26 protein-coding genes and 1 pseudogene are annotated in these 24,116 nt (G+C 47.2%); 18 read left to right on the top strand and 9 right to left on the bottom strand.

The annotated features are described in order from the left end of the window. Window positions 1-2: 2 nt before the first annotated feature. Window positions 3-1,247 carry an MFS transporter gene (locus tag BAMF_RS35545; protein WP_076983678.1) on the bottom strand — a complete coding sequence of 415 codons (1,245 nt, stop codon included), beginning with the start codon at window positions 1,245-1,247 and terminating at the stop codon, window positions 3-5. A gap of 151 nt (window positions 1,248-1,398) precedes the next feature. Between BAMF_RS35545 and kapD the strand changes: the two genes are divergently transcribed. Beyond that, window positions 1,399-2,016: a 3'-5' exonuclease KapD gene (kapD, locus tag BAMF_RS35540; protein WP_041481739.1), complete on the top strand. Its 618-nt coding sequence runs from the start codon at window positions 1,399-1,401 to the stop codon at window positions 2,014-2,016. A gap of 24 nt (window positions 2,017-2,040) precedes the next feature. Here kapD and kapB read toward each other — a convergent pair whose 3' ends face one another. The 3 genes from kapB to BAMF_RS35525 form a co-directional block, all read right to left on the bottom strand. Continuing rightward, window positions 2,041-2,427 (bottom strand): kinase-associated lipoprotein KapB, encoded by a 387-nt coding sequence (gene kapB, locus BAMF_RS35535; protein WP_013353373.1) that lies wholly within the window; start codon window positions 2,425-2,427, stop codon window positions 2,041-2,043. Between the two features lie 45 nt (window positions 2,428-2,472). Then, window positions 2,473-3,750 (bottom strand): sensor histidine kinase, encoded by a 1,278-nt coding sequence (locus BAMF_RS35530; protein ID WP_013353372.1) that lies wholly within the window; start codon window positions 3,748-3,750, stop codon window positions 2,473-2,475. Between the two features lie 123 nt (window positions 3,751-3,873). Further along, a complete protein-coding gene (locus tag BAMF_RS35525; RefSeq protein ID WP_013353371.1) occupies window positions 3,874-5,037 on the bottom strand; it encodes a MalY/PatB family protein in 1,164 nt (387 codons plus the stop codon). A gap of 85 nt (window positions 5,038-5,122) precedes the next feature. Between BAMF_RS35525 and BAMF_RS35520 the strand changes: the two genes are divergently transcribed. Continuing rightward, window positions 5,123-5,383 (top strand): DUF1871 family protein, encoded by a 261-nt coding sequence (locus BAMF_RS35520; protein WP_013353370.1) that lies wholly within the window; start codon window positions 5,123-5,125, stop codon window positions 5,381-5,383. 25 nt (window positions 5,384-5,408) lie between these two features. On the opposite strand, the gene BAMF_RS35515 is transcribed toward BAMF_RS35520, so the two are convergent. Beyond that, window positions 5,409-6,230 (bottom strand): alpha/beta fold hydrolase, encoded by an 822-nt coding sequence (locus BAMF_RS35515; RefSeq protein WP_014470892.1) that lies wholly within the window; start codon window positions 6,228-6,230, stop codon window positions 5,409-5,411. Window positions 6,231-6,382: 152 nt separating this feature from the next. Between BAMF_RS35515 and BAMF_RS35510 the strand changes: the two genes are divergently transcribed. The 3 genes from BAMF_RS35510 to yugI all read left to right on the top strand — a co-directional run bounded on the left by BAMF_RS35510 (window position 6,383) and on the right by yugI (window position 8,642). Continuing rightward, complete coding sequence (locus BAMF_RS35510) at window positions 6,383-6,883, top strand: Lrp/AsnC family transcriptional regulator (RefSeq protein WP_013353368.1); 501 nt, start codon at window positions 6,383-6,385, stop codon at window positions 6,881-6,883. Next, a complete protein-coding gene (locus BAMF_RS35505) occupies window positions 6,884-8,053 on the top strand; it encodes an aminotransferase (protein WP_013353367.1) in 1,170 nt (389 codons plus the stop codon). Between the two features lie 196 nt (window positions 8,054-8,249). Continuing rightward, window positions 8,250-8,642: a S1 domain-containing post-transcriptional regulator GSP13 gene (yugI, locus tag BAMF_RS35500; RefSeq protein ID WP_013353366.1), complete on the top strand. Its 393-nt coding sequence runs from the start codon at window positions 8,250-8,252 to the stop codon at window positions 8,640-8,642. Window positions 8,643-8,690: 48 nt separating this feature from the next. Here yugI and BAMF_RS35495 read toward each other — a convergent pair whose 3' ends face one another. Beyond that, window positions 8,691-8,927 (bottom strand): DUF378 domain-containing protein, encoded by a 237-nt coding sequence (locus BAMF_RS35495; protein ID WP_013353365.1) that lies wholly within the window; start codon window positions 8,925-8,927, stop codon window positions 8,691-8,693. 228 nt (window positions 8,928-9,155) lie between these two features. Between BAMF_RS35495 and BAMF_RS35490 the strand changes: the two genes are divergently transcribed. The 5 genes from BAMF_RS35490 (at window position 9,156) to BAMF_RS35470 (ending at window position 13,907) form a co-directional block, all read left to right on the top strand. Further along, entirely contained in the window at window positions 9,156-10,319 is a 1,164-nt protein-coding gene (locus BAMF_RS35490) for an iron-containing alcohol dehydrogenase (RefSeq protein WP_013353364.1), read from the top strand. Window positions 10,320-10,405: 86 nt separating this feature from the next. Continuing rightward, window positions 10,406-11,578, top strand: coding sequence for an iron-containing alcohol dehydrogenase (locus BAMF_RS35485; RefSeq protein WP_013353363.1), 1,173 nt, complete (start codon window positions 10,406-10,408; stop codon window positions 11,576-11,578). A gap of 129 nt (window positions 11,579-11,707) precedes the next feature. Beyond that, window positions 11,708-13,060 carry a glucose-6-phosphate isomerase gene (locus BAMF_RS35480; RefSeq protein ID WP_013353362.1) on the top strand — a complete coding sequence of 451 codons (1,353 nt, stop codon included), beginning with the start codon at window positions 11,708-11,710 and terminating at the stop codon, window positions 13,058-13,060. A 21-nt stretch (window positions 13,061-13,081) separates the two neighbouring features. Continuing rightward, complete coding sequence (locus BAMF_RS35475; RefSeq protein WP_013353361.1) at window positions 13,082-13,480, top strand: hypothetical protein; 399 nt, start codon at window positions 13,082-13,084, stop codon at window positions 13,478-13,480. Window positions 13,481-13,502: 22 nt separating this feature from the next. Continuing rightward, the gene (locus BAMF_RS35470) at window positions 13,503-13,907 is read left to right on the top strand and encodes a YugN-like family protein (protein ID WP_013353360.1); all 405 of its coding nucleotides are present in this window, start codon (window positions 13,503-13,505) and stop codon (window positions 13,905-13,907) included. Here the strand turns inward: BAMF_RS35470 and BAMF_RS35465 are convergent. Together BAMF_RS35465 and BAMF_RS35460 are read right to left on the bottom strand one after the other, a co-directional pair. After that, window positions 13,904-14,890 (bottom strand): potassium channel family protein, encoded by a 987-nt coding sequence (locus BAMF_RS35465; RefSeq protein ID WP_013353359.1) that lies wholly within the window; start codon window positions 14,888-14,890, stop codon window positions 13,904-13,906. The two genes, BAMF_RS35470 and BAMF_RS35465, sit on opposite strands and share 4 nt — an antisense overlap. Continuing rightward, window positions 14,887-15,141, bottom strand: coding sequence for a protein mistic (locus tag BAMF_RS35460; RefSeq protein ID WP_013353358.1), 255 nt, complete (start codon window positions 15,139-15,141; stop codon window positions 14,887-14,889). The genes BAMF_RS35465 and BAMF_RS35460 overlap by 4 nt, the downstream gene beginning before the upstream one ends. Before the next feature lie 133 nt (window positions 15,142-15,274). Between BAMF_RS35460 and BAMF_RS35455 the strand changes: the two genes are divergently transcribed. The 7 genes and pseudogenes from BAMF_RS35455 (at window position 15,275) to BAMF_RS35430 (ending at window position 21,188) form a co-directional block, all read left to right on the top strand. Continuing rightward, a complete protein-coding gene (locus BAMF_RS35455) occupies window positions 15,275-15,538 on the top strand; it encodes a hypothetical protein (protein WP_013353357.1) in 264 nt (87 codons plus the stop codon). 46 nt (window positions 15,539-15,584) lie between these two features. Then, a complete protein-coding gene (locus BAMF_RS35450; RefSeq protein WP_013353356.1) occupies window positions 15,585-16,262 on the top strand; it encodes a zinc metallopeptidase in 678 nt (225 codons plus the stop codon). A 42-nt stretch (window positions 16,263-16,304) separates the two neighbouring features. Next, window positions 16,305-17,594 carry a hemolysin family protein gene (locus tag BAMF_RS35445; protein WP_013353355.1) on the top strand — a complete coding sequence of 430 codons (1,290 nt, stop codon included), beginning with the start codon at window positions 16,305-16,307 and terminating at the stop codon, window positions 17,592-17,594. 90 nt (window positions 17,595-17,684) lie between these two features. Then, window positions 17,685-19,343 (top strand): glycoside hydrolase family 13 protein, encoded by a 1,659-nt coding sequence (locus BAMF_RS35440; RefSeq protein ID WP_013353354.1) that lies wholly within the window; start codon window positions 17,685-17,687, stop codon window positions 19,341-19,343. Window positions 19,344-19,465: 122 nt separating this feature from the next. Further along, window positions 19,466-19,855: pseudogene (locus BAMF_RS41350) on the top strand (secondary thiamine-phosphate synthase enzyme YjbQ); the annotation flags it as partial. 24 nt (window positions 19,856-19,879) lie between these two features. Next, window positions 19,880-20,905, top strand: a complete 1,026-nt coding sequence (locus tag BAMF_RS35435; protein ID WP_038463280.1) for an NAD(P)H-dependent flavin oxidoreductase — start codon at window positions 19,880-19,882, stop codon at window positions 20,903-20,905. A gap of 31 nt (window positions 20,906-20,936) precedes the next feature. Next, complete coding sequence (locus BAMF_RS35430) at window positions 20,937-21,188, top strand: hypothetical protein (RefSeq protein WP_013353352.1); 252 nt, start codon at window positions 20,937-20,939, stop codon at window positions 21,186-21,188. A 17-nt stretch (window positions 21,189-21,205) separates the two neighbouring features. On the opposite strand, the gene BAMF_RS35425 is transcribed toward BAMF_RS35430, so the two are convergent. Beyond that, window positions 21,206-21,943 (bottom strand): protein-glutamine gamma-glutamyltransferase, encoded by a 738-nt coding sequence (locus BAMF_RS35425; protein ID WP_013353351.1) that lies wholly within the window; start codon window positions 21,941-21,943, stop codon window positions 21,206-21,208. Window positions 21,944-22,085: 142 nt separating this feature from the next. Here BAMF_RS35425 and tlpB point away from each other — a divergent pair, with 142 nt between their 5' ends. Then, a complete protein-coding gene (gene tlpB, locus BAMF_RS35420) occupies window positions 22,086-24,071 on the top strand; it encodes a methyl-accepting chemotaxis protein TlpB (RefSeq protein WP_013353350.1) in 1,986 nt (661 codons plus the stop codon). Window positions 24,072-24,116 lie beyond the last annotated feature (45 nt).

The raw sequence follows: 24,116 nt of genomic DNA, 5'->3' as shown, positions 1-24,116 counted from the left end.
GGTCAGCCCGCATTTGACGCTGTATCCTTTTGCAGATGTCCGGCCATCCATAAAAGTCCCGCGCCTGCCAAAAAGAGAAAGGCGGTGACGTAGAAAGCAGCCGAAATGGAAAAACCGCTCGATACCGCGCCTCCGAGCAGAGGGCCGAGCACATTTCCGAGAAACCGAAAGCTGACGTTATAGCCGAGCACCTCACCCTGAATGCTGCCCGGCGCCCTGACGCGGATCGCTGCCGTAATGCAGGGCAGCGTGCCGCCCATGACCATGCCGAACAGAAATCTGAAGACTAAAAGGATGGAGAGAGAGGAGGCGAGCGCCTGCGGAATAAAAAACACCGCTGATGCGATCAAAAGCACGATTAAGATCCGGCTGTGGCCGAAGCGGTCGCCGAAGTCTCCCCATTTCCGGGCAAGCAATAAGCTTCCGAGTCCGGTAGCTGAAAACGCCATTCCGGAGAAAAAAGCTAAATTAACAGGCCCGTGCAGCTCATTGACATATAAAGCAAGCAGCGGCTGAATGCTGAAATTGCCGGTTTGCACGATCATGGTAAGCACCATCATCGCCCAAAGCGCGGGCTGGTGAAAAATATAGGAGAGCACCTGTTTTCTGGAATAGGTTTTCCGCTTGCTTTGTTTCTCGCCGAGCGGCTGCTCGTTGACCTGAAATAAAACGAGCAGCACGGATGCGAAAATGACAAAGGACGTAATAAAAAACGTGTACGTAAACCCGAAGCTGTCAGCGAGCAGCCCGCCCAGCATCGGTCCGAATAAAGTGCCTGACACCTGACCCATCTGCAAGGTGCCGAGTGTTTTCCCGGCAGTTTCTTTCGGCGTCTGCGCCGAAATCATGGCAAGCGATGTCGGAACAAAGCCTGTCACGAGGCCCATTAGCAGCCGCAGGACAAACAGCTGATAAACCGATGTCACAAACCCCATTAATAAAATGCTTGCGGCAATGCCGGTTCCTGTAATCAAAAGAATTTTTTTGTAGCCTTGCTTATCGCCGAATCTTCCCCAAAACGGAGAAATCACAAACGCCATTAAAAACGTGACGCCGAACACATACCCGCTCCATCTCTGCACATACCCGCCGGAGTGGGGGCTGATCGATTCGATATACAGCGAAAGAAACGGAACAATCATGGTCATGCTGGCGGAAACAAAGAAATTTGTAATCCAAATGACGACGAAGTTCTTCTTACGGACAGAAATAACATCACCTTCTTTACTTTTCGTGTGTCTAATAATAAGTATATAGGAATGAATTCGGTATTTGTATTTTTGATGCGGATATAGGAAAATTCATTATTTTTAGAAAATGAAGAAAGTTTCAGAGGGGAAACTGATATACTATCATAAAATATCATTTTTGATCGGAGGAAAGGCAGGTGTAAAAAAAGTGGATCAGCGCAGTCTGCTCATTATTGATTTCGAATTTACGATGCCTGACGGAAAATACAGCCCGCAAAATTTCTTTCCCGAGATTATTGAAGCGGGGATTGTCAAAACGGTGGATGACGAAGTGGCTGAAACGTTTTCAAGTTATATCAAACCGAAAAAATTTCGGAAGCTGACGAAACGGTGCAAAACCTTTCTGAACATCACTCAAGAAGACGTGGACGGCGGAATCACGTTTAATGAATTCATCCGCAAATTAAATGAGCTTGATCCTGATAAAAACTGCACGATCGTCACCTGGGGCAATATGGACATGAAAGTGTTAAAGCAAAATTGCATGTTTAACCACATCCCTTTTCCATTTAAAGGAGAACTCCGGGATCTGTCCCTTGAATACAAAAACTTCTTCGGTGACAGAACATTGACGGGCCTGTGGAAAGCGGCTGAAGAGTACGGCGATAAAGGGACGGGTACGCATCATAAAGCGCTGGATGATGCGATGACGACTCACAAGTTATTCAAGCTTGTCGAGCGCGATAAACAATATCTTGAAAAACCGCAACCTCCGACGATCGGCGATCGCGTCGATCTGACTGAACTGTTTCGCCGGGCCACATAAAAAAACCCAATCATGCCGACTGGGTCAAAGTTCTTTAAAATAGTCACGCTCTAACACGGCCAAGCTGGCGAGCGATCGTTTCGCCCATTCTGAGCCGTCCGCTGTGAGCTGATCTTTCAGCCGGGCAGCCGCAGCCTGTAAGGAAGCCGTATAATCAGGCACTTCACCTTCAAACGGTTTGACCATCTGGTGCGGTATGTTTGTCTGTTCCCCGTATGCAAGCGCTCTTCTTTCATGAAAAAACGGAACATCCGCCTGCTTCGGATGATGAAGATCTCCTTGAGCGGGATGCGTCAGAACGGCTTTAATTTTTACTAAATAGTGCTTAGGCCTGACGTCTGTCACTTCCCCTATGTATGCTCCTGTTTTATAAAACCCTTTTACGATTGTGCCGATTTCAAATGAATCCATAGCGTTCACCTCTCTGCTTATTCTATAAAAGATCAGCGCGATTGGCTAGTGAACAGCTGCCGGAAGCCTGACGGAGGCCGTTGTGCCCGAGTGCTCGCCGCTGGTGAAATAGACGGAGCCTTCATGATGCTGAATAATCGAGAATGTCACAGTAAGTCCGAGCCCGGTGCCGTTAGTCTTCAGTGTATAATACGGCTTGCCGAGTTTCTGAAGTTCGTCGTCGGACATGCCGATTCCGTTATCCGTAATCTGAATGAGAATCATCTGTTCCTGTTTTTGAACGGAGACCTCGATTCGGCCGTTTTCAGAAGGCACAGCTTCAATACTGTTTTTAATCAGATTAATGAAGGCCTGTTTCAGTTTTTTTATGTCCCCGTACACATATAAATCCGGCTCGCTTCGAACCGTCACCGATTTAAAATTGGCGTATGACTCCATTAAGGAACTCGTTTCCTTCACGAGCAGAGAAATATCAAACCTTTCCTTTTCATAATCATCCTGCTTCGCCATATCCAGATAATTCGTTATGATCGTCTGAGCCCGGTCGAGTTCGGACAGCACAAGCTTCTGATACCCGGAGTGTGATTTGTCCTGAAGCTGTTCGCCGCTGAACAGCAGCTGCACAAAACCTCTGACGACTGTAAGCGGATTGCGGACTTCATGGGCGACGCTCGCTGCAAGCTCACTGACGACAGCCATTTTTTCTGAGTGTATCAGCCTTGCCCGCATGGACGCATTCTCATCAATGATCTCAATCAAATAAATGCACAGCACCAGGGCGCTGACCTGAAAAAATACGGATATTGCCGCCTCGTAATAAATAGAAGATAGATTTTGAAAATTGAAAATATTGGTTACGGAATAGATGAAGACAGCTGCGGTTAATAGGACGGCTTCAGTGCAGCCGATGAGAAGAGCGAAAAGCAGTTTCTTCCGCTTTGAAAAAAAAGGCCATTTCGATTGGAGCCGGATAGGAATGATGATTAAAAAAGGAATTAAGGATAAGAAAAAAAGAGCGGAAGGTTCAAACCATATGAGCTGAGAAAAAACGGATACTGCCCCTGCGGCAAGTCCTGCGGCAGTTCCGGAATAAAGCAGGCAGACGATAATGGGAATCAGCTGCAATCCGTAACGGACGGTATGAAGTTCCTGGATGGGAAATGCCGTACATAATAATGAAGATGACGCTGCAAATACGGCGACCAGCAGGCGGTTCGCTCTCGGCACAAGCAAATCAGGCTTGCTGAGCCAGAAGACTTGATAAAGAAAAATAGGGAATAGTATAAAAGAGAAGTGAAGCAGGTAATCCTTTACAATCTCCATTTATGCGAAATCCTTTCCTATGTAAATATGAATCTATTATAACATCTTTACCGGCAAAAAAAGTATATTTTTTCTCTAAAGAGAACGCCCTTATCTCTTCGGATAAAGGCGTTCTTTCGGCTGCTAAGCGAGCGCTGCTTTGATTCTCTCAAGCCCTTCTTTTACGGCGGCGGCCGAACAGCCGACATTGAGTCTCATAAATCCTTCGCCGCCGGGTCCGTATTTCGTTCCCGGTTCTAAAATGATTTTCCCTTTTTTGAGCATTCTTTCTCTGAGCTCTGCGTCCGAAAACCCGTATTCGCTGAAATCCATCCAGATCAAATAGGAGGCGTCAGGCTTCATCATGCGGACTTTCGGCAATTCTTTTCTTAAAAAGTCTTCAGCCAATTTCATATTTCCCTCAATGTAAGGGATCAGCGCATCGAGCCAAGGGCCCCCCTTTGTATAGGCGGCTTCGATTGCTGCAACCGCAAATGTGTTGAGGTTGGAAATTCCGTTCTGATGCAATGCGGCGGAGAATTTCACCCGCTTATACCGATCGGGAATGATAATGGCGGATGCCTGAATGCCGGCGATATTAAACGTCTTGCTCGGCGCGACACAAGTAACGGAAATCCGCGCAAAATCCTCAGACAGAGAAGCAAATGGCGTATGCGGCTTTCCGTACAGCATCAAGTCGGAATGTATTTCGTCAGAAACGACGGTGACGTTATGGGCGGCGCACAGCGATCCGAGCTTCAAAAGCTCATCCCGGCTCCACGCTCTCCCGGACGGATTGTGCGGATTGCAAAGAATCATCAGCTTAACCTCAGAATCGCTCAGCTTTTTCTCAATATCCTCAAAATCCATGCAGTAGATTCCGTTTTCTTCCCGTAATGGGTTATGTAAAACCCGCCGTTTGTTTTCCTCGATCATCTGATAAAAAGGCGTATACACGGGTGACTGGATCAAAACCGGATCTCCCGGTTCGGTAAAGGCCTGTACGGCCATGCTGATCGCCGTGACAACCCCGGAGCTGAACACGATGCTTGCGGGATCGGGCCGGTAGCCGTGCCGAGTATGAAGCCATGAAGCGACGGCTTCTCTTGTATTTTCGTCAGGAGACGTATAACCGAATATCCCGTGGTCAAGGCGGGCTTTTAAGGCTTCAGTGACCGCTTCGGGAGCTCGGAAATCCATATCGGCCACCCACATCGGAAGTGCGTCCGATACGCCGAATAACGCTTCTGCCGTGTCCCATTTCACCGATTGTGTGCCAAGCCGGTTTTCTCGAAGGTCAAAGTTCATGTATGTCACTCCTGTAGTATCATTATTTTCACAGTGTATCTATGGTAAAATAGATTTGCAAACTTTATTATAAGCGGTGATGAAAATGGAAGAAAGCCAAGCGGTCATGGGAATGATGAAAATCATTGCCAAGTGGGACCCGTTTAAATATGGAGAAGAATTTTATGAGACAGAAGCCGTCGATATCGTTCAGGCCGTCTATCGTGAAGATCGTGCCGACAAGCTGGCAGAAGCCATTCAGGATATCTTTGAAGCTTCATTTGAACAAAAACTTCCGATCGAAGGCTGCCAAAAGGTGGCCGAGCAGCTGCTGTTCATAAAAGAAAGCAGCTCCTGCACCCCTTAAAAACCGGCGATATCGCCGGTTTTTGTTATTGGATAAATTCAAAAATCCGCTCCGAAACAAACTCCGGACGCTCTTCGGGGACGAGATGCCCCGTATCTTTAAGCGAATACAAAATGGAATCCGGGAGGTCGCGGTGAAGCCGTTCTCCGACTGAGACCGGCACGACCCGGTCTTCTTCCCCCCATATTAAAAGAGCGGGGTTTTGTACTCTCTTCAAATCTTCAGAGTCCAAATCGCCCTCCCTGTGCCTGATGAACCTTGTCATTGCTTTGAAAATCTGCCGGTCTGTAAATGGTTTTTCATAACCGTCAATCATTTCCTGGTCGATAAGCGTCCGGTCATGTACGACATTTAGCAGGTTTTTCAGCACGCCGTCTTTTGAAAGCCAATACTTAAGATACAAGTCAAAACAAGGGATATGCGTTCCGAATATAATCGACGGATGCGAGCGTTTTAAATACCCCGAGCTGCACAGCAGGACGATTTTAGAAAAAAGCTCTGGTTTAAGAAGAGACGCGGATAAGGAAATCTGGCCGCCCATCGAATGGCCGACGAGCGCGGCCCGGCTGATATTGAGCTTTTCAAGAAGTCCGATCAGAAGCTTGGCGAGGTTTGCATAAGTATATACGAACGTCCGTGATTTTTCCGATTGTCCGAAAGGAGGCAGGTCAACGGCGATAATATCATAATGGTTTCTGAGCAGCGGTATCAGTTTTCTGAAGCTGAATGCCGAAGATAAAAAACCGTGTACGCAGACGAGTGTGTCTCTGCCGGGATTTTCATAATGCTCGTAATACAGCTCAACTCCGTGTATCGCGGCCCGTTTAATCGGTGAAACAGCTTCCATAAAAGGCTTCGCCATCCTTTCTTTGTTGTGATGTAAAGGCTTTTTTGATTGTCAGATTTTAGCTCCGGTTTCTTTCGGGTTTTTCTTAGCATTTGTCGAAAATCGTGATATAATGTCATGAAGATTTTTGATAATGCAAAGGTGTGAAACATATGAAGCTGACCGAAAAAGAAACAGAAATATTAGAAATTTTAGACGAAAACAGCCGCGTTGACGCGGAAACGATTGCAAAAATGGCGAACATTCCCGCCGATGAAGTCAAAAGCATCATTGAAAAGCTTGAAAAGGAAAAAGTCATCATTGATTATGCAGCTATGATTGATTGGCGCAAAGTCGACGGTTTGGAAGGCGTCACGGCGATGATTGACGTAAAAGTCACTCCGAAACGAAATGTTGGCTTTGATGAAGTCGCTGAACGGATATACAGATTCCAGGAAGTTGAATCAGTATACCTGATGTCAGGGGTGTATGACCTATCTGTCGTTATTCGCGGCAACACGATGTCAGACGTTGCGAGCTTCGTGTCTGAAAAACTGTCCACCCTTGATTCCGTCGTTTCCACGACAACGCACTTTATTCTGAAAAAATATAAGCATGACGGCAAAGTCTTTGAAAGCGGAGACGATGACAAAAGAATCGTGGTGTCTCCGTAAATGGAAACGAAGACTTCTTATTTATCTGACTATGTGCAGCAGATTAAACCGTCAGGCATCCGCAAATTCTTTGATCTGGCCGCTACGATGGAAGGCGTCATTTCACTGGGAGTGGGGGAACCTGACTTTGTGACGGCCTGGAACGTGAGGGAAGCGAGTATTCTTTCTTTAGAACAGGGCTATACGGCTTATACGGCAAATGCGGGTCTTTATGAACTGAGAGAAGAAATCAGCCGCTATTTAGATCAGCGGTTCGGCCTGAATTATTCGCCTGACAGTGAACTGATTGTTACGGTAGGGGCAAGCCAGGCGCTTGATCTCGCTGTCCGCGCCATTATGAATCCGGGAGAGGAAATGTTAATTCCCGAACCGTGTTTTGTCGCCTATGAATCACTCGTGACACTGACGGGAGCGAAGCCGGTGCCGATTCAGACTACCGCTGAAAAAGGGTTCAAAGCATCAGCAGCCGATTTTGAAGCGGCTCTGACGGACAAAACAAAAGCGCTGCTTCTTTGTTCGCCGTCAAATCCGACAGGTTCCGTCTATTCAAAAGAAGAGCTTGAATCAATCGCTGCTTTCGCTGAAAAACACGACATCATTGTGCTCGCCGATGAAATTTATGCCGAATTGACGTATGACGAGCCATTCACGAGTATGGGGGCCATCCGCGGCATGAAGGAGCGGACGATTCTTATTTCAGGGTTCTCCAAAGCATTTGCCATGACGGGATGGAGACTCGGGTTTACGGCTGCGCCTCCCGTGATCAGGGACGCCATGCTCAAAATTCATCAGCACGCGATGATGTGCGCGCCTTCTATGGCGCAGTACGCGGCGCTTGAAGGGCTGAAAAACGGTCAGGAAGACGTGGAAAGAATGAAAAAAAGCTACCGGAGACGCCGAAATCTCATTGTGGAAACGCTGAACGAAATCGGACTCGGCTGCCACCACCCCGGCGGAGCATTTTACGCCTTTCCTTCCATTCAGTCGACCGGCATGAGTTCAGAAGAATTCGCAGAACAGCTGCTTCTTGAAGAAAAAGTAGCCGTCGTTCCGGGGAATGTGTTCGGCCCGAGCGGCGAAGGGTACATCAGATGCTCCTATGCAACATCCATTGAGCAGATTCAGGAAGCGCTCGTCAGAATCAAACGGTTTGTTGAAAAAAGGGCATAAAAAAAGATACGAACCCAGTTCGCATCCAAATAAAAGGGGGGGAATACTAGAAAGCCTTCGTAAACATAGTATACCCTCCTTTTTCCGTGCTTAAACATCCTCATAAAAAAAGTTCTCTTTGCGAAAAACAAACTTGTATGATATAATTTTAAATTGCGTATAAACTGTATTTAATTTAACTTAGGAGTTGTTATGAATGGCAGCAAAATTTGAAGTGGGCAGTGTTTACACTGGTAAAGTAACAGGATTACAAGCGTATGGTGCGTTTGTTGCATTAGATGAAGAAACTCAAGGACTTGTGCACATTTCTGAAGTCACTCACGGTTTCGTAAAAGACATCAATGAACATCTTTCAATCGGTGACGAAGTACAAGTAAAAGTACTTGCAGTTGACGAAGAAAAAGGTAAAATCAGCCTTTCTATCCGTGCGACTCAAGCTGCGCCTGAAAGAAAAGAAAGCAAACCAAGAAAACCAAAAGCGGCTCAAGTTTCTGAAGAAGCTTCTGCTCCGCAAGGTTTCAACACACTGAAAGATAAGCTTGAAGAGTGGATTGAACAGTCCAACCGCAAAGACCTTATCAAAAAATAAGCATCAAAAAAAAGCACCGGATATGTATGTTCGGTGCTTTTTTTATGTTTATCTGACTTCCGGATTTGTTGCTTCCTCGCGGGATGTTTCTTCGTTCGGCTTAAACAGCAGGCCGAGATTGATCAGACCGGCGATGCCGACAAGGCCGTAAATAATCCGCGACAGAGCTGATCCTTGGCCGCCGAAGATGGCTGCTACTAAATCAAATTGGAAAAATCCGATCAGTCCCCAGTTAATAGCGCCGATAATCGTTAAAACGAGACAGATACGCTGAATAACACTCATGTAAACAACCTCCTCTATGAATTCGTGAAACAGTTATAGATTGTGACAAAGCAAAGAATCTATGCATACTACATTCTCCGCCGTGAAAATCACACTGTTTCAAGCTATATCTGTGCCATTCCCGAGGTTACGACGTCTGTAAACCGTATGATGTGCCGTCAAAAAAGCGGATTGCTTTACATTGAACGTCATCTTTCTGCATAATATAAATCCAAAGGAGGAGATGTCATGCAAAACTTTACATATTGGAATCCGACGAAATTGATTTTCGGAAAGGGAGAGGTTGAAAAACTTCCTGAAGAAATCAAGCCGTACGGAAAAAACGTGCTGCTCGTATACGGAGGCGGCAGCATTAAGCGCAACGGTCTTTACGATCAAGTAACCGAGCTGCTGAAAAAAGCAGGAGTTACCGTACATGAATTGGCAGGCGTAGAGCCGAATCCGCGTGTCTCAACGGTAAACAAAGGTGTTGCGCTCTGTAAAGAAAACAACATCGATTTCTTATTGGCCGTCGGCGGCGGAAGTGTCATTGACTGCACGAAAGCCATCGCGGCGGGTGCTAAATATGATGGTGACGCATGGGATATCGTCACGAAAAAACACCAGCCGAAAGAAGCGCTGCCGTTCGGAACAGTGCTGACGCTTGCGGCGACCGGATCAGAGATGAACTCCGGATCAGTCATCACAAACTGGGAGACACAAGAGAAATACGGATGGGGAAGCCCGCTCGTTTATCCTAAATTCTCTATTCTTGATCCGGTAAACACATTTACCGTTCCAAAAGACCACACCATTTATGGCATGGTCGATATGATGAGCCACGTATTTGAACAATATTTCCACCACACGTCAAACACGCCGTATCAGGACCGGATGTGTGAATCGCTTCTGCGCACGGTGATTGAAACAGCGCCGAAGCTGATCAATGATCTGGAGAACTACGAGCTTCGTGAGACGATTTTATATACAGGCACAATCGCATTGAACGGAATGCTGTCAATGGGCGCAAGAGGGGATTGGGCCACACACAACATCGAGCATGCGGTGTCTGCGGTTTACGATATACCGCACGCGGGAGGTTTGGCGATTCTGTTCCCGAACTGGATGAGACATGTACTCAAAGAAAATCCGGCCCGCTTTAAACAGCTTGCCGTCCGTGTCTTTGATATTGCCGAGACAGGCAGATCAGATGAAGAGATCGCGCTTGAAGGGATCAGCAGGCTGTCTGCGTTCTGGACGAGCCTCGGCGCTCCGAACAGACTCGCTGATTATGACATTTCTGACGAGAAGCTGGATACGATTGCTGATAAAGCGATGGCAAACGGCGCATTCGGACAGTTCAAATCACTGCAAAAAGAAGATGTGCTTGCGATACTGAAAGCATCATTGTAATCAAATAAAGGGGGCGGCCGAATTGGCAGCTCCTTTTTTTCTGTGTTATAGTAATTCCCTTACGATTTTTTTGGAGGTTATTGTGAATGGAGAACTTTACGTACTACAATCCGACGAAACTGATTTTCGGAAAAGGTCAAATCGACCAATTGAAAAAAGAGCTGAAGCAATACGGGAAAAATGTACTGCTTGTATACGGAGGCGGCAGCATTAAGAGAAACGGCCTGTATGACCAAGTAACAGGCATCTTAAAAGAAGAAGGCGCATCTGTTCATGAGCTTGCGGGCGTTGAACCAAACCCGCGTCTGGCAACGGTGAATAAAGGAATTGAGCTGTGCAGACAGCATGAGATTGATTTTCTTCTCGCAGTCGGCGGCGGAAGTGTCATCGACTGTACAAAAGCGATTGCGGCCGGAGCGAAGTATGACGGCGACGCATGGGACATTTACAGCAAAAAAGTAACAGCGCAGGACGCGCTTCCGTTCGGCACGGTGCTGACGCTTGCGGCGACTGGCTCTGAAATGAACCCGGATTCCGTTATCACAAATTGGGAAACAAATGAAAAATTCGTATGGGGCAGCAATGTCACTCATCCGCGTTTCTCCATTTTAGACCCTGAGAATACATTCAGCGTACCTGAAAACCAAACCGTATACGGCATGGTGGATATGATGAGCCACGTATTTGAACAATATTTCCACAATGTTGAAAACACGCCGCTTCAGGACAGAATGTGCTTTGCGGTACTTCAGACGGTAATTGAAACAGCGCCGAAGCTTTTGGAAGACCTCGGGAACTATAAGCACCGCGAAACGATTTTATACGCGGGTACGATCGCATTAAACGGCACGCTGCAGATGGGCTATTTCGGCGATTGGGCTTCCCACACGATGGAGCACGCCGTATCAGCCGTATATGACATCCCTCACGCGGGAGGACTCGCGATTTTGTTCCCGAACTGGATGAGATACACGCTTGATACAAATGTAGACCGTTTTAAAAACCTCATGCTCAACATGTTTGACATTGATACTGAAGGCAAAACGGATAAAGAAATTGCGCTCGAAGGTATCGATAAATTGTCAGCGTTCTGGTCAAGCCTCGGCGCGCCGTCCCGCCTTGCGGATTATGACATCGGCGAAGACAAGCTTGAACTGATCGCAGACATCGCCGCAAAAGAAATGGAACACGGCGGATTCGGCAATTTCCAAAAACTGAACAAAGATGACGTGCTTGCGATACTGAAGGCGTCTCTGTAAGATCAGGTTTCCGGCCGGAGTGATTGCGTAAATCCCGCAGTCACCCGGCCTTCTTCATGACTTGATTTAGCGGTGGAGTTCATATAAAGTGAAAGAGAAAACAATTCACCGTTATGGAGGGACAAGCAAATGACGCATGTACGCTTTGATTACTCAAGAGCGTTACCATTTTTCAATGAACATGAACTTACATACGCACGTGATTTCGTAAAAACGGCACACCATAATATCCATGAAAAAACAGGCGCCGGAAGCGACTTTTTAGGCTGGGTGGACCTCCCTGAAAACTACGATAAAGAAGAATTCGCGCGCATTAAAAAAAGCGCTGAAAAAATTAAATCAGATTCAGACGTGCTCCTCGTCGTCGGAATCGGCGGTTCATACTTAGGCGCCCGGGCGGCGATTGAAGCGCTCAATCATTCTTTCTATATTGTCCTGCCGAAAGATAAACGCAAAAACCCTCAAGTTATCTTTATCGGCAACAATATCAGCTCAACTTATATGAAAGACGTTATGGATCTTTTGGAAGACGCTGATTTCTCTATCAATGTAATTTCTAAATCCGGCACGACGACGGAGCCTGCGATCGCTTTCCGGATTTTCCGCAAACTTCTAGAAGAAAAATACGGAAAAGAAGAAGCGAAAGCGCGGATTTACGCGACGACAGATAAAGAGCGCGGCGCTTTAAAAACGCTTTCTAATGAAGAAGGCTTTGAATCATTCGTTATTCCTGATGATGTCGGCGGACGTTTCTCCGTTCTGACTGCGGTGGGCCTTCTGCCGATTGCGGTAAGCGGGGCTGATATCGATGAAATGATGAAGGGCGCTCTGGATGCAAGCAAAGACTTTTCCAGCTCGGAATTAGAAGAGAATGCGGCTTATCAATACGCCGTCGTCCGCAATGTTCTGTATAATAAAGGAAGAACCATTGAAATGCTCATCAACTACGAGCCTGCGCTGCAATACTTTGCAGAATGGTGGAAGCAGCTCTTCGGCGAAAGTGAAGGAAAAGACGAGAAAGGAATCTATCCTTCTTCCGCTAACTTCTCAACAGACCTTCACTCTCTCGGACAATACGTGCAGGAAGGCAGACGCGATCTGTTTGAAACTGTATTAAACGTTGAAAAACCGAAGCATGAGCTGACTATTGAAGAAGCGGAAAATGATCTTGACGGCTTAAATTATTTAGCCGGCAAAACGGTCGATTTCGTCAACAAAAAAGCGTTCCAAGGCACGATGCTTGCCCATACAGACGGAAAAGTGCCTAACTTAATTGTCAACATTCCGGAGCTTAACGCATATACATTTGGATATCTCGTCTATTTCTTTGAAAAAGCGGTGGCGATGAGCGGTTACCTGCTCGGAGTCAACCCGTTTGATCAGCCGGGTGTTGAAGCCTATAAGGTGAATATGTTCGCGCTTCTCGGCAAACCGGGATTTGAAGAGAAAAAAGCAGAGCTTGAAAAACGCCTTGAAAAATAAAAAGAATGGCTGGCCCGCCGCATGACGGGTCAGCCTTTTTTAAACCGTGAAAGGTGTGATGATGAATTGGCACGACTCTTATGGAAGCATGCCGTCATTTCCGTCTGTTCCGCCGTTATTGTCTATCCTGCGCTGAATCCTTCTTCCGCTGTCCTCTTACAAACCATCCTGTTTTTCGCTCTTCCACTCGGGTTTTTTACGGATATGGTCCGGCTGAAACTGAAGATTGGCCGGATGCATTCGCTGATTACGAAGTGCTGTCTCTATGCCGCCGTTTTCTTTATTTCACCTGAAGCCGCTGCGTCCGCAATTGTGACGTATTTTCTGATTGAATGCGCCGTTTTCTCTTTTCAGCGTCTGTCAGCGGCTCCTGATTCTTCCCGGAAGCCGTATGAAGATGCCGCAGAGCGGGGACGCTAAAGACTAAAAGGAGCATATTTACATGATCAGCATACCATCTTCACTTGAAGGGCAATCTTTTTTATTCCGCGAATTGGAACAGGTGCTGAAACCGATCGGTTATACCATCGGAGGCGGCTGGGAGTATGACCGGGGATTCTTTGATTATAAAATTTCCGATCAGGACGGCTATTTATTTCTCCGTATCCCTGTTGAAGCAAATAAAGGACGGCTGGATGAACGGGGGGCTGCCGTTACAATCGGCACGCCCTTTTTGCTGAGGCACGTCTATCAGCAGGAAACGGATGATACAGCAGGCGGCGGTGTTTTTGAATCATTATTCAACCAATTCTCCGAGCCGAAACGCCGGGATGCAGCAATTGACCGTTCATATATCGATATCGGCATTTCACTCGTGAAAGAGCTTGAAGATGTTCTGCTGCATTAAAGAGCCAAAAACAGATCAGTGCTGAGCACGTGGTATGACAAGGGAGGGGTAAGCATCGGCCCCTCTTCTTTTTGTATGCCGATGATCGTGGTATTCCGCTTGAGATAATAGAGCGCACAATCATAATAAGATAAGCCTTTTAATTCCTCGGGGACGGGAATGATGCGAACCTTTTTCTCCAGCGTCAGATCGGACAGCGTTTGCGGTTTGGCAAGCTGCAGCTTGACCCGGTAATGCTCAAACATCACCCGGCTCGACAGCCGTGATGTGCACAGAATCTTATTGGCTCCGGCGCGTTCGGCGTTTTTGACATACCGTTCCGTTAAAATTTCTACGATACAATACACGGACGGATGCAGCCCTTTGATGGCGAGCAGCGTTAATACCGACAGCATATCAGCTTCCGCTTCATTCTTCTGCTGGTCTGCTGTCAGAATGACGGTATCGGCTTCCGTAATATTCGCCTTATTGAGCGTGCCGTCGTCAGCAGCGTGTCCGCGGATGAAATGGACGTTCTCAATAAGCGGCCCTTCTCGTAATGAATCATCGATCAGGACGACGGTTTTTGATGGTGCGAAGTGCTGCAGCTCTTTCAGAAGCATATGTGATTTCTCATTCCATCCGACAAGAATGACGTGCCCCTTGCCTTTAAAGGCGACCCTTCCTTCGACATAGCGGTGCTGTTTGCTGAACACGGCTGAAGAAAGCGTGGCGAAATAGGCGGTCACAAAACTCGCTCCGCTTAATACAAGCACCATGCCGGCAATCTGCCCGAGCGGCGTCTGGGGCACGTAATCGCCGTAGCCGACCGTAGCCACTGTAATAACCGCCCACCAAATCCCTTCAAACACAGACGTGAATTGCTTCGGTTCAAGCATGTAAATCAATTGACCGAACAATAAGATCAAGGCGATAATGATCAATCCGATCCGAATATATAACGGCCATCTCAGCCAGGAAATAAAGATACGGTTTGATTTCATTCGTCCGGCTCTTCCTTCGACAGAGAAATGGACAAAATCTGCTTAATAATGGTATTTAATTTTTCGTTCAGCTGTTCCTGGCCGTATGAGTCACGCGCCTGTCTGATTAACTCGGCCGTCTCATCCTCGAACTGAATGAGAGGTTCGTCGTTTTCCGATTCATTATAGAGCTGGATAAAGACGTCAAGCCCCTCATTCATTCTGTCTATCGCATTGCTCAGCTGTTCTTTTTCGCCATTTGTCACTTTCATGATGGATCACACCTGTATCTTTTTTTTATACAGTATGTCCCAGTTCATTTGATGTCTTTCAAAAATCGGCGAAAACATATTCACCCGGTTTTTTTCATATGATAAAGAAACGGACCGAAAAAGGGTGAGTCAGATGACAGTCATTCAAAAAGTGCTGGCGGCGCTGGCCGGAGCGCAGCTGCTCGCTTCAGCGGCCGTATTGCTTATTTTCGATTTGAATGGATACAATCATATGTCCGGCGGCTTTTCATGGCTTGCTTTTGCAAAGGGGACCGTTGGCACGTTTCCGTTTTATACTGCAATGGCCGGGTGTTTTCTGATCATGCTCGCAGGTTTGATTCCTGTCAGAAAAAAGAAGCGGATTTCTGTACAGGAAAGCGGCCATTCATTAAAATAATATATAAGCAGTTCGTACGATATAAGAGAAAAAGGAAGAGGATAATATGCTGTTTGTCTTTTTAACAATTGCTGCATTGGGATTGTCGTTTTGGGCACAATTTAAAGTGAAAAGCAATTTTCAGAAATACTCAGACGTGGAAGCTTCCAGTCAGCGGACGGGGGCGGAAACGGCAAGACGGATTCTTGATATAAACGGTTTATATGATGTGCCGGTAGAACCGGTAAGAGGCACTTTAACAGACCATTACGACCCGACGGAACGGGTGGTGCGTTTATCTGAGCCGGTATATTACGGCCGCTCCATTTCCGCCATTTCCGTCGCTTCCCATGAAGTCGGACATGCTTTGCAGCATCAGGAATCATACGGCGCGCTTGTGCTGAGACACAAAATTTTTCCGGTCGTCAATTTTGCCTCCGGGGTCGCCCCTCTGCTTTTCTTGGGCGGGATGCTCCTGGGCAGCTTGAATTTAATCGGACTCGGCATTATTTTATTCTCTGCCGCTGTTTTTTTCCAGCTTGTCACGCTGCCTGTCGAGTTTAATGCCAGCGCGAGGGCGAAGCGGATTATCGTGTCGGAAGGATTCATTCGCAACAGTGAAGAACACGGCGTGAATAAAGTGCTGAACGCCGCCGCGCTGACGTATGTGGCTGCGGCGCTCGTTTCATTATTCGAGCTGCTTCGTTTTGTGATGATTTTCTTAAACGGTCGTAATGAGAATTAACACGAAGGAGGTGGCCCCTTACCGTTTGCGGTAGGGGTTTTTTTGCTTATATTAAAACTGATTCTCATTATGCTGTTAATCGGATTAACGGCCATCTTTGTGGCGGCGGAATTTGCGATCGTAAAAATCCGCGGATCAAAAATTGCGGAACTGGTTGAAACCGGAGACAGCCGGGCGCTTGCGGCGCACAGGGTTATTTCAAATCTCGATGAGTACTTATCAGCGTGCCAGCTCGGCATTACGATTACGGCGCTCGGACTCGGCTGGCTCGGTGAACCGACGATTCAGCGGATTCTTCTTCCTGTTTTCAGCCTGATCGGAATGCCGTCATCCATTACGCACGTCGTCACGTTTATTGCGGCGTTTATCGCCGTCACGTATCTGCACGTCGTCATCGGCGAACTTGCACCGAAAACGATATCCATTCAAAAAGCCGAAGCCGTCAGTCTGTGGACGGCGAAACCGCTCATTCTCTTTTATAAAGTGATGTATCCGTTTATCAAGCTGTTAAACGGCTCGGCCGGATTTTTGGTCAAACTGTTCGGCTTTCATTCAGTGAAAGAACATGAAGTCGTTGTCAGTGAAGAGGAATTGCGGGTGATTTTATCCGAAAGCTATAAAAAAGGTCAAATCAATCAATCTGAATTCCGTTACGTCAACAAAATATTTGAATTCGATAACCGGGTCGCCAGAGAAATTATGGTGCCGCGCACCGAAATCGCCGCCATCTCGCTTGACCAGTCAGTTGATGAAGCCATTCATTTGATCATCAACGAGCGGTATACGCGATATCCGGTTATTAAGGAAGACAAAGACCACATTCTCGGCATTATTAACAATAAGGATTTATTTAAGGCGTATTTTCTCGGCCGTTCCATTGAATTAAAAGAAATTATGCGTCCGGTCATCAGAGTGATTGAAAGCATCCCGGTCCAGGAACTTTTGATCCGCATGCAGAAGGAGCGGATTCATATGGCGATTCTCGTTGACGAATACGGCGGTACGGCGGGGCTTGTGACCGTCGAAGACATATTGGAGGAAATCGTCGGGGAAATTCGCGATGAATATGACCAGGATGAAATGCCGCACATCGTCAAAAAAGGCGAACACCATTATGTGATGGACGGCAAAGCGCTGATAGAAGAGGTGAATGACCTCCTTGATATCGCCATCGAAAATGAAGACATTGACACGATCGCGGGATGGCTCTTAACACAAAAAATGGAGCTGAAAAACGGCGACGTGTTTCATGCCGAAGGGTGTGAATTCAAGGTGCTGGAAGCTGAAGACCACCATATCCGCTTTGTTGAAATTAAAAAAACTGATTTCTGAGCCTCCTGCTTTTTGCAATGAGGCTTTTTTTCTGAAAAAAATGCTTCTTCATCCCGCTCCTTCATATGCTGTAATGAAAGGAGTGGCGGTATGAAAACGGATTGGTGGAAAACGGCGGCCGTCTATCAAATTTATCCCCGAAGCTTTATGGATTCGAACGGAGACGGAATCGGCGACATTAACGGGATCAGAGCAAAGCTTCATTACATAAAAGAGCTGGGGGCGGATGTGATCTGGCTTTGTCCCGTTTTTGACTCGCCGGGCGCGGACAATGGCTACGATATTCGGCATTATAAACAAATTGCCGGCGAATTCGGGACGATGAAGGATTTTGACCGGCTCCTCGCGGATATTCATGCGCTCGGCATGAAGCTGATTATAGACCTCGTCGTCAACCATACAAGTGATGAGCATCCTTGGTTTATCGAATCCCGCTCAGCGAAGGATTCCGAAAAACGGGACTGGTACATCTGGAGAGACGGAAAAAACGGCAAAGAGCCGAACAATTGGGAAAGTATTTTCGGCGGATCGGCATGGGAATATGATCAAGGGACAAATCAGTATTACCTTCACCTGTTTGACAAAAAACAGCCCGATTTAAATTGGGAAAACGAATCGATGAGGCAGTCTGTTTATGAAATGATCCGCTGGTGGCTTGATAAAGGCATAGACGGCTTCCGGGTGGATGCCATTTCTCATATTAAGAAAAAAGAAGGTCTCCCTGATATGCCGAATCCGGACGGTCTCCCGTATGTCCCGTCCTTCCCGTATCATATGAATGGGGAAGGCATCATGGATCTCCTGAAAGAGCTGAAGCGGGAAACATTTTCACGCTATCCGATCATGACGGTCGGCGAGGCGAACGGAGTGACGGCTGCGGAGGCGGCTGATTGGGCCGGTGAAGAAAACGGCGTCTTTCATATGATTTTTCAATTTGAACACCTCGGTCTCTGGGATACGGATGAGAATCAAAGTATCTGTATTCCGGCGCTTAAGCGCGTCTTGTCCGGCTGGCAGAACAGTCTGGAAGGTAAGGGCTGGAATGCGTTATTTATGGAGAATCACGACCAGCCCCGTTCCGTTTCGGTATGGGGTGACGAACGGCTTTTGAAAGAAAGCGCCAAGGCACTCGCGGCGATGTATATGCTGATGAAAGGCACGCCGTTTATTTACCAGGGGCAGGAACTCGGCATGACCAATGTTTCGTTCCCATCCATTGAAGATTACGACGACGTCGCAAGCAAACAGCTGTATGAAAAAGAGACGTCCCGCGGTGTTCCGCATGAAAAAGTGATGAAAATCATCTGGAAAAAGGGCCGGGATAATTCACGGACACCGATGCAATGGAGCGGCGCGGCGAACGGCGGGTTTTCTGATGCTTCCCCGTGGCTCGGGGTGAACCCGAATCACACATGGCTGAACGCTGCATCGCAAATGCAGGATGAAACATCCGTATACCATTTCTACAAACGGCTGATCGCCCTCAGAAAAAAACATGACGTATTGATCAGCGGAACATATGAATTGCTGCTTCCGGAGGACCGGCAGATTTATGCCTATGTAAGAAAAGACGGAACGGAAACCGCCCTGATCATCACCAATCTGTCCAAAACCCCCGCCTTATACAGGCATCCCGGTTATCCGCTTGATTCCGATTCGCTCGTGCTCGCAAACATGGAAACAACAGCGCATCGGCATGTGACATCTGTTCTATTAAAGCCTTATGAAGCCCGCGTATATGTATGGTGAAAAACTTCAGTTCCGAGACTGAAGTTTTTTGTGATCTGCGTTTATCATCGCGATCCGACAGGAAAAGACAAATACAGAAACGAATATGGGAAAGGAAGAGAAAAAAAGGAAGGGGCATTCATATGCTGAAAAAATTGCAGATTCAAACAAACAGACGGGATGAAATGATCGACATCACGCATGAAGCCGAAGTATTTCTCCGCGAAACAGGCGTAAAAAGCGGCTTGGCGCTAATATACTGTCCCCATACCACAGCCGGCATTACCATAAATGAAAATGCCGATCCGGATGTGAAAAGGGATATGCTCAGAAGGTTTGATGAAGTGTATCCGTGGGAGCATGAACTGGACCGGCATATGGAGGGAAATACGGCGGCGCATATGAAAGCGAGTACAACGGGCGCCTCCCAGCATGTCATCATTGAAGACGGGCGCCTGATTCTCGGAACGTGGCAGGGCATTTATTTTTGCGAATTTGACGGTCCGAGAAACAGAACATGTTATATCAAAATACAGGCTGAAACGGGGGAAATCACAATGAGTGAGTGGATGGACGCATTATCATTGACAAAGCCCGTCATCCAGGCGCCGATGGCCGGAGGGCTTGTCACACCGCGCCTGGCATCAGCGGTATCAAATGAAGGGGCGCTCGGAAGTCTCGCTTCAGGATACGTCAGTCCGCAGGCGCTTGAAAAACAGCTTATCGAGATGAAAGACCTGACGAACCGCTCCTTTCAAGTGAATCTTTTCGTCCCGGAAGAAAGGCAGATGCCTGAGGAGGAACTGGTTGAAAAATGGAAAGCGCGCATCCCGAGGGCAAATGACGCCAAGCCGTTCTCCGATTTGAAAGAAGAATGGAATGATTTTGAGGAAAAAGCGGAGCTTCTGATCCGTTACGGGGTCAAAGCGTGCTCATTCACCTTCGGCCTGCCGCCGGAAAAAACGGCAGAAAAGCTGAAGAAAAGCGGCTGTTTCCTTTTCGGCACCGCGACAACGCCGGAGGAAGCGAAGGCCTTTGAAGAGCGGGGAATGGACGCCGTTATCCTTCAAGGAATAGAAGCCGGCGGGCATCGCGGATCGTTTCTGCCGGTTAAAGGAGAACCGGCTCTCGGCCTTATGGCACTGATTCCGCAGGCTAAAGACGCGCTGAAAATCCCGGTCATTGCGGCTGGAGGCATTTTTGACCGCCGCGGGGTGCAGGCAGCCCGATGTTTGGGTGCGGACGGTGTTCAAGTGGGCACACCGTTTCTCCTTTGTGAAGAAAGCAGCGCCTCGCCGGCATATCAAAAAGCCATTGCCGAATCAAAAGGAGCCGACACGCGGCTGACCACATTGTTTTCGGGAAAACAGGCGCGGGGAATCGTGAATCAGTTCATGAAAACATATGAAGCTGATGAGGGGAAAACGCTGCCCTATCCGCTGCATAATACGCTGACAAAGCCGATGCGAGGGCATGCGGCTCAATCAGGAGACGCGGAGCATATGTCTTTATGGGCAGGCCAGTCCGCCGCAAAACTTGAAGGGCCGACAGACGTGAAAACCGTTTTGGACGCTTTGTGCTGATCATAATTACGATGCTGTGAGGTGATGGATGATGAAGATTCTTCAAATGTCCTATAAAAAAAGAGGGAATATTGAGTTTGTCTTTGAAGATTTTCCGCATTCCAAAGTCACCATGGCGCCGATTAAAGGGTATTACTTTGTCCGGACCATTAAATGGAGCAGACGGGACAGAGCCGTCACCCGCCATGACTTAGAGAAGTTTGAATGGGCGGCAAACCAAGCGCTCGGCACGACCGCTTTTTACCGAAAAAGAAAAGCATTTCACATCCCATCGTCACCATGACAGACGATGGGATTGTTTTAATGCATGATCTGATAAAGCGCGGGCGCATCAAGCCTTGTCGCCTGAGAAAGCAGATAAGCTGACTGCACGGCATTTTTTCTTCTTAAAGAATTCAATCTCTGGATGATTTGTTCAGCGGTCAGAATCCCGAGACCGTGGGCAAAATATTGATCATTCCCCATCACAATGACATTTTCTCCCCGCCACTGGGCCTTTGCGGGATTAAACTCAGGGTTTTTAAAATATAAACAATCTCCCCGTAAAAAGTGTCTGCCGGTTTCCGTGTAGATCGGCAGGTGCTCATAGTGCCAGTCATACAAAGTAATATCCCGGAAACGGCGGTCAAACCGTTCTTCACCGATCGTCTTTAAGACGGCCAGATAATAAATCACAACAATAGCGGTAGCGCATTCAAATGCATAAAACGCCCCGTTTTCAATAATATCCCGTATCGCTTTGGAAGCGGGGATTCTGTACTTCAGCTCCAGAGCTCCTTCCGGCGTCACTCTCCAATAAGCCGTATTTCCGTATGTTTTGGCGAAAGTTGCAAATTTTGCGCCTGATCCGTGCAGTTCTCTTGCAGCCTCCACGATATGGCGCCGCAGCCGTGCTTCAAACATCAGTTCAGTAATTGACCCGTAATCGAATTGTACGGGAGAATTGATCAGTTCATTTAAATACGGAACAAGGCTTTCTTCCGTCTGCCAGTTCGCGATGTCCTGGGGCCGAAGCACTTGGCCGGATATGATAATCATCTGCACGCCCCCTCTCTTTTTTTATAAGATATGCAGGAGGCTTGGGCAATGAAAATCAAGTCATAAAAAAGGGGGAAATGTTAACAAAATGTGAAGGAGGAGCCGATATATAAGGTATCACATATGAGGGAGCAAGCTTAATATGAAAAAATTCATCAATTGGTGTACAAAGGCATCGATTTCACGGAAATTAATCATTTCATTTATCGTGATCTTAATCATACCGATTCTCGTGTTGGAATTCAGTTCATACCATACGGCGAGCAATTCGCTGGATGATCAGATTTCAGGCAACGCGAAAAATAACATCGACTCTTTTAACTCGACCATTACAAATGATATCGGCGCAAAAGCAAAGGCGATTGAATTTTTCAGTGAAACCTTAAAAGGTTCATCATTCTCTAAAAAAAATAAAACCGAACTTGAAGAAAAGTTCGGGCAATACACGTCTATTCATAAGGACGCAGCTCGTATTTACGGAGGAACGGAAGACGGCAGCTACGTACAGGCGCCGAAGGAAAATGTTCCGGCCGATTACGATCCGAGAACACGCGCATGGTATAAAGACGCTGTGAAGGCTGGCGGCACGCTCGTTGTCACTGATCCTTACATCGCTGCAAACGACGGCAGCATGGTTGTCACCGTAGCAAAGCAGATGCAGGACGGAACGGGCGTAGTGGCCATGGATATTACGATTGACCAGCTGCTGAAGCAAATGCAGGAAATCAAAATCGGGAAAAAAGGCTTCGTGTTTATAACATCTAAAAACAAGACTTACGTCGCGCATAAAGACCATAAACCGGGTGATAAAGTATCAACCCCGTGGCTGAATGAGGTATACAGCAAAGACAGCGGCATTATTTCATACAAGCTTGATAATCAAGATAAAAAAATGGCGTTTACGACAAATAAACTAACCGGATGGAAAATAGAGGGGAGTATGGAACTCACCGAAATTAAAGACGCCTCAAAACCGGTGCTGACGATGGGAATGATCGTGCTTGCAGCATCCATTATCATCGGGGGAATTTTAATTCTGCTGATTGTCAGATCCATTACATCACCGCTGAAACGGCTTGTCCGCTCGTCTAAACAAATCAGCGGCGGAGACCTGACCGAAACCATTGAAATCCGCTCGAAAGATGAATTGGGCGAACTCGGTGCAAGTTTTAATGAAATGGGAGAATCTCTGCGCGGACTTATAAGCGCGATCCAAAACTCTGTCGACAACGTTGCCGCTTCATCGGAAGAGCTGACCGCTTCAGCTTCGCAGACAAGCAAAGCGACGGAGCACATTACTATGGCAATTGAGCAGTTTTCAAACGGAAATGAAGAACAAAGCGAAAAAGTAGAATCAAGTTCAGCCAAGCTGAATCATATAAATGAAGGGCTCGCAGCCGTTTCCCGCACATCATCATCCATTACGGAAGCATCTAAACAATCGAAAGAAGCTGCCGGCACCGGGGAAGAATATGTGCAGCAAACCGTCGGGCAGATGAATCTCATCAATCAATCCGTTCAGCAGGCGGAAGCTGTTGTGAAAGGGCTTGAAGCCAAATCAAAAGACATCACTCATATACTAAGAGTCATTAACGGCATTGCCGATCAGACAAACCTGCTTGCATTAAATGCAGCCATTGAAGCGGCAAGAGCCGGTGAATACGGACGAGGCTTCTCAGTGGTCGCGGAAGAAGTGCGTAAGCTGGCCGTCCAATCTGCAGGTTCTGCCAAAGAGATAGAAAAACTCATTCAGGAAATTACAGCTGAGATTAATACATCGCTTCACATGTTTACATCCGTTAATGAAGAAGTTCAATCAGGACTTGCCGTGACGGACCGCACGAAAGAAAGCTTCCAGAATATCTTCGGCATGACAAACGACATCGCCGAGAAGCTTCAATCAATGAACGGCACGGTTGAACAGCTGTCAGACAGCTCTCAGCACGTCTCAGCCGCAGTGACCGATATTGCGGACGTATCAAGAGAAAGCGCGGCAAGTATTCAGGATATTGCCGCATCCGCAGAAGAACAGCTTGCATCTATGGAAGAAATCAGCACATCCGCCGATACGTTGGCGCAAATGGCCGAAGAACTGCGGGAATTAACGAAACAATTTAAAATCAACTAGTACAAAAGGACGCTTTCCGGATGGAAGGCGTCTTTTTTTATGGAG

Source organism: Bacillus amyloliquefaciens DSM 7 = ATCC 23350, assembly GCF_000196735.1.
GTDB classification, from domain to species: Bacteria; Bacillota; Bacilli; order Bacillales; family Bacillaceae; genus Bacillus; species Bacillus amyloliquefaciens.
Note: the sequence above shows the minus strand (reverse complement) of the source record. Positions and strands in the feature narration are given on the sequence as shown.

What these genes read in the sequence shown, in the direction of transcription:
- BAMF_RS35425 (WP_013353351.1), bottom strand. Translation starts at nt 21,943, where the DNA reads ATGATTATCATATCCGGCCAAGTGCTTCGGCCCCAGGACATCGCGAAC.
- BAMF_RS35505 (WP_013353367.1), top strand. Translation starts at nt 6,884, where the DNA reads ATGGAAACGAAGACTTCTTATTTATCTGACTATGTGCAGCAGATTAAA.
- tlpB (WP_013353350.1), top strand. Translation starts at nt 22,086, where the DNA reads ATGAAAAAATTCATCAATTGGTGTACAAAGGCATCGATTTCACGGAAA.
- BAMF_RS35480 (WP_013353362.1), top strand. Translation starts at nt 11,708, where the DNA reads ATGACGCATGTACGCTTTGATTACTCAAGAGCGTTACCATTTTTCAAT.
- BAMF_RS35430 (WP_013353352.1), top strand. Translation starts at nt 20,937, where the DNA reads ATGAAGATTCTTCAAATGTCCTATAAAAAAAGAGGGAATATTGAGTTT.
- BAMF_RS35465 (WP_013353359.1), bottom strand. Translation starts at nt 14,890, where the DNA reads ATGAAATCAAACCGTATCTTTATTTCCTGGCTGAGATGGCCGTTATAT.
- BAMF_RS35440 (WP_013353354.1), top strand. Translation starts at nt 17,685, where the DNA reads ATGAAAACGGATTGGTGGAAAACGGCGGCCGTCTATCAAATTTATCCC.
- yugI (WP_013353366.1), top strand. Translation starts at nt 8,250, where the DNA reads ATGGCAGCAAAATTTGAAGTGGGCAGTGTTTACACTGGTAAAGTAACA.
- BAMF_RS35470 (WP_013353360.1), top strand. Translation starts at nt 13,503, where the DNA reads ATGATCAGCATACCATCTTCACTTGAAGGGCAATCTTTTTTATTCCGC.
- BAMF_RS35485 (WP_013353363.1), top strand. Translation starts at nt 10,406, where the DNA reads ATGGAGAACTTTACGTACTACAATCCGACGAAACTGATTTTCGGAAAA.
- BAMF_RS35510 (WP_013353368.1), top strand. Translation starts at nt 6,383, where the DNA reads ATGAAGCTGACCGAAAAAGAAACAGAAATATTAGAAATTTTAGACGAA.
- BAMF_RS35455 (WP_013353357.1), top strand. Translation starts at nt 15,275, where the DNA reads ATGACAGTCATTCAAAAAGTGCTGGCGGCGCTGGCCGGAGCGCAGCTG.
- BAMF_RS35435 (WP_038463280.1), top strand. Translation starts at nt 19,880, where the DNA reads ATGAGTGAGTGGATGGACGCATTATCATTGACAAAGCCCGTCATCCAG.
- BAMF_RS35495 (WP_013353365.1), bottom strand. Translation starts at nt 8,927, where the DNA reads ATGAGTGTTATTCAGCGTATCTGTCTCGTTTTAACGATTATCGGCGCT.
- BAMF_RS35515 (WP_014470892.1), bottom strand. Translation starts at nt 6,230, where the DNA reads ATGGAAGCTGTTTCACCGATTAAACGGGCCGCGATACACGGAGTTGAG.
- kapB (WP_013353373.1), bottom strand. Translation starts at nt 2,427, where the DNA reads ATGGATTCATTTGAAATCGGCACAATCGTAAAAGGGTTTTATAAAACA.
- BAMF_RS35490 (WP_013353364.1), top strand. Translation starts at nt 9,156, where the DNA reads ATGCAAAACTTTACATATTGGAATCCGACGAAATTGATTTTCGGAAAG.
- BAMF_RS35460 (WP_013353358.1), bottom strand. Translation starts at nt 15,141, where the DNA reads ATGAAAGTGACAAATGGCGAAAAAGAACAGCTGAGCAATGCGATAGAC.
- BAMF_RS35530 (WP_013353372.1), bottom strand. Translation starts at nt 3,750, where the DNA reads ATGGAGATTGTAAAGGATTACCTGCTTCACTTCTCTTTTATACTATTC.
- BAMF_RS35475 (WP_013353361.1), top strand. Translation starts at nt 13,082, where the DNA reads ATGACGGGTCAGCCTTTTTTAAACCGTGAAAGGTGTGATGATGAATTG.
- BAMF_RS35520 (WP_013353370.1), top strand. Translation starts at nt 5,123, where the DNA reads ATGGAAGAAAGCCAAGCGGTCATGGGAATGATGAAAATCATTGCCAAG.
- BAMF_RS35525 (WP_013353371.1), bottom strand. Translation starts at nt 5,037, where the DNA reads ATGAACTTTGACCTTCGAGAAAACCGGCTTGGCACACAATCGGTGAAA.
- BAMF_RS35450 (WP_013353356.1), top strand. Translation starts at nt 15,585, where the DNA reads ATGCTGTTTGTCTTTTTAACAATTGCTGCATTGGGATTGTCGTTTTGG.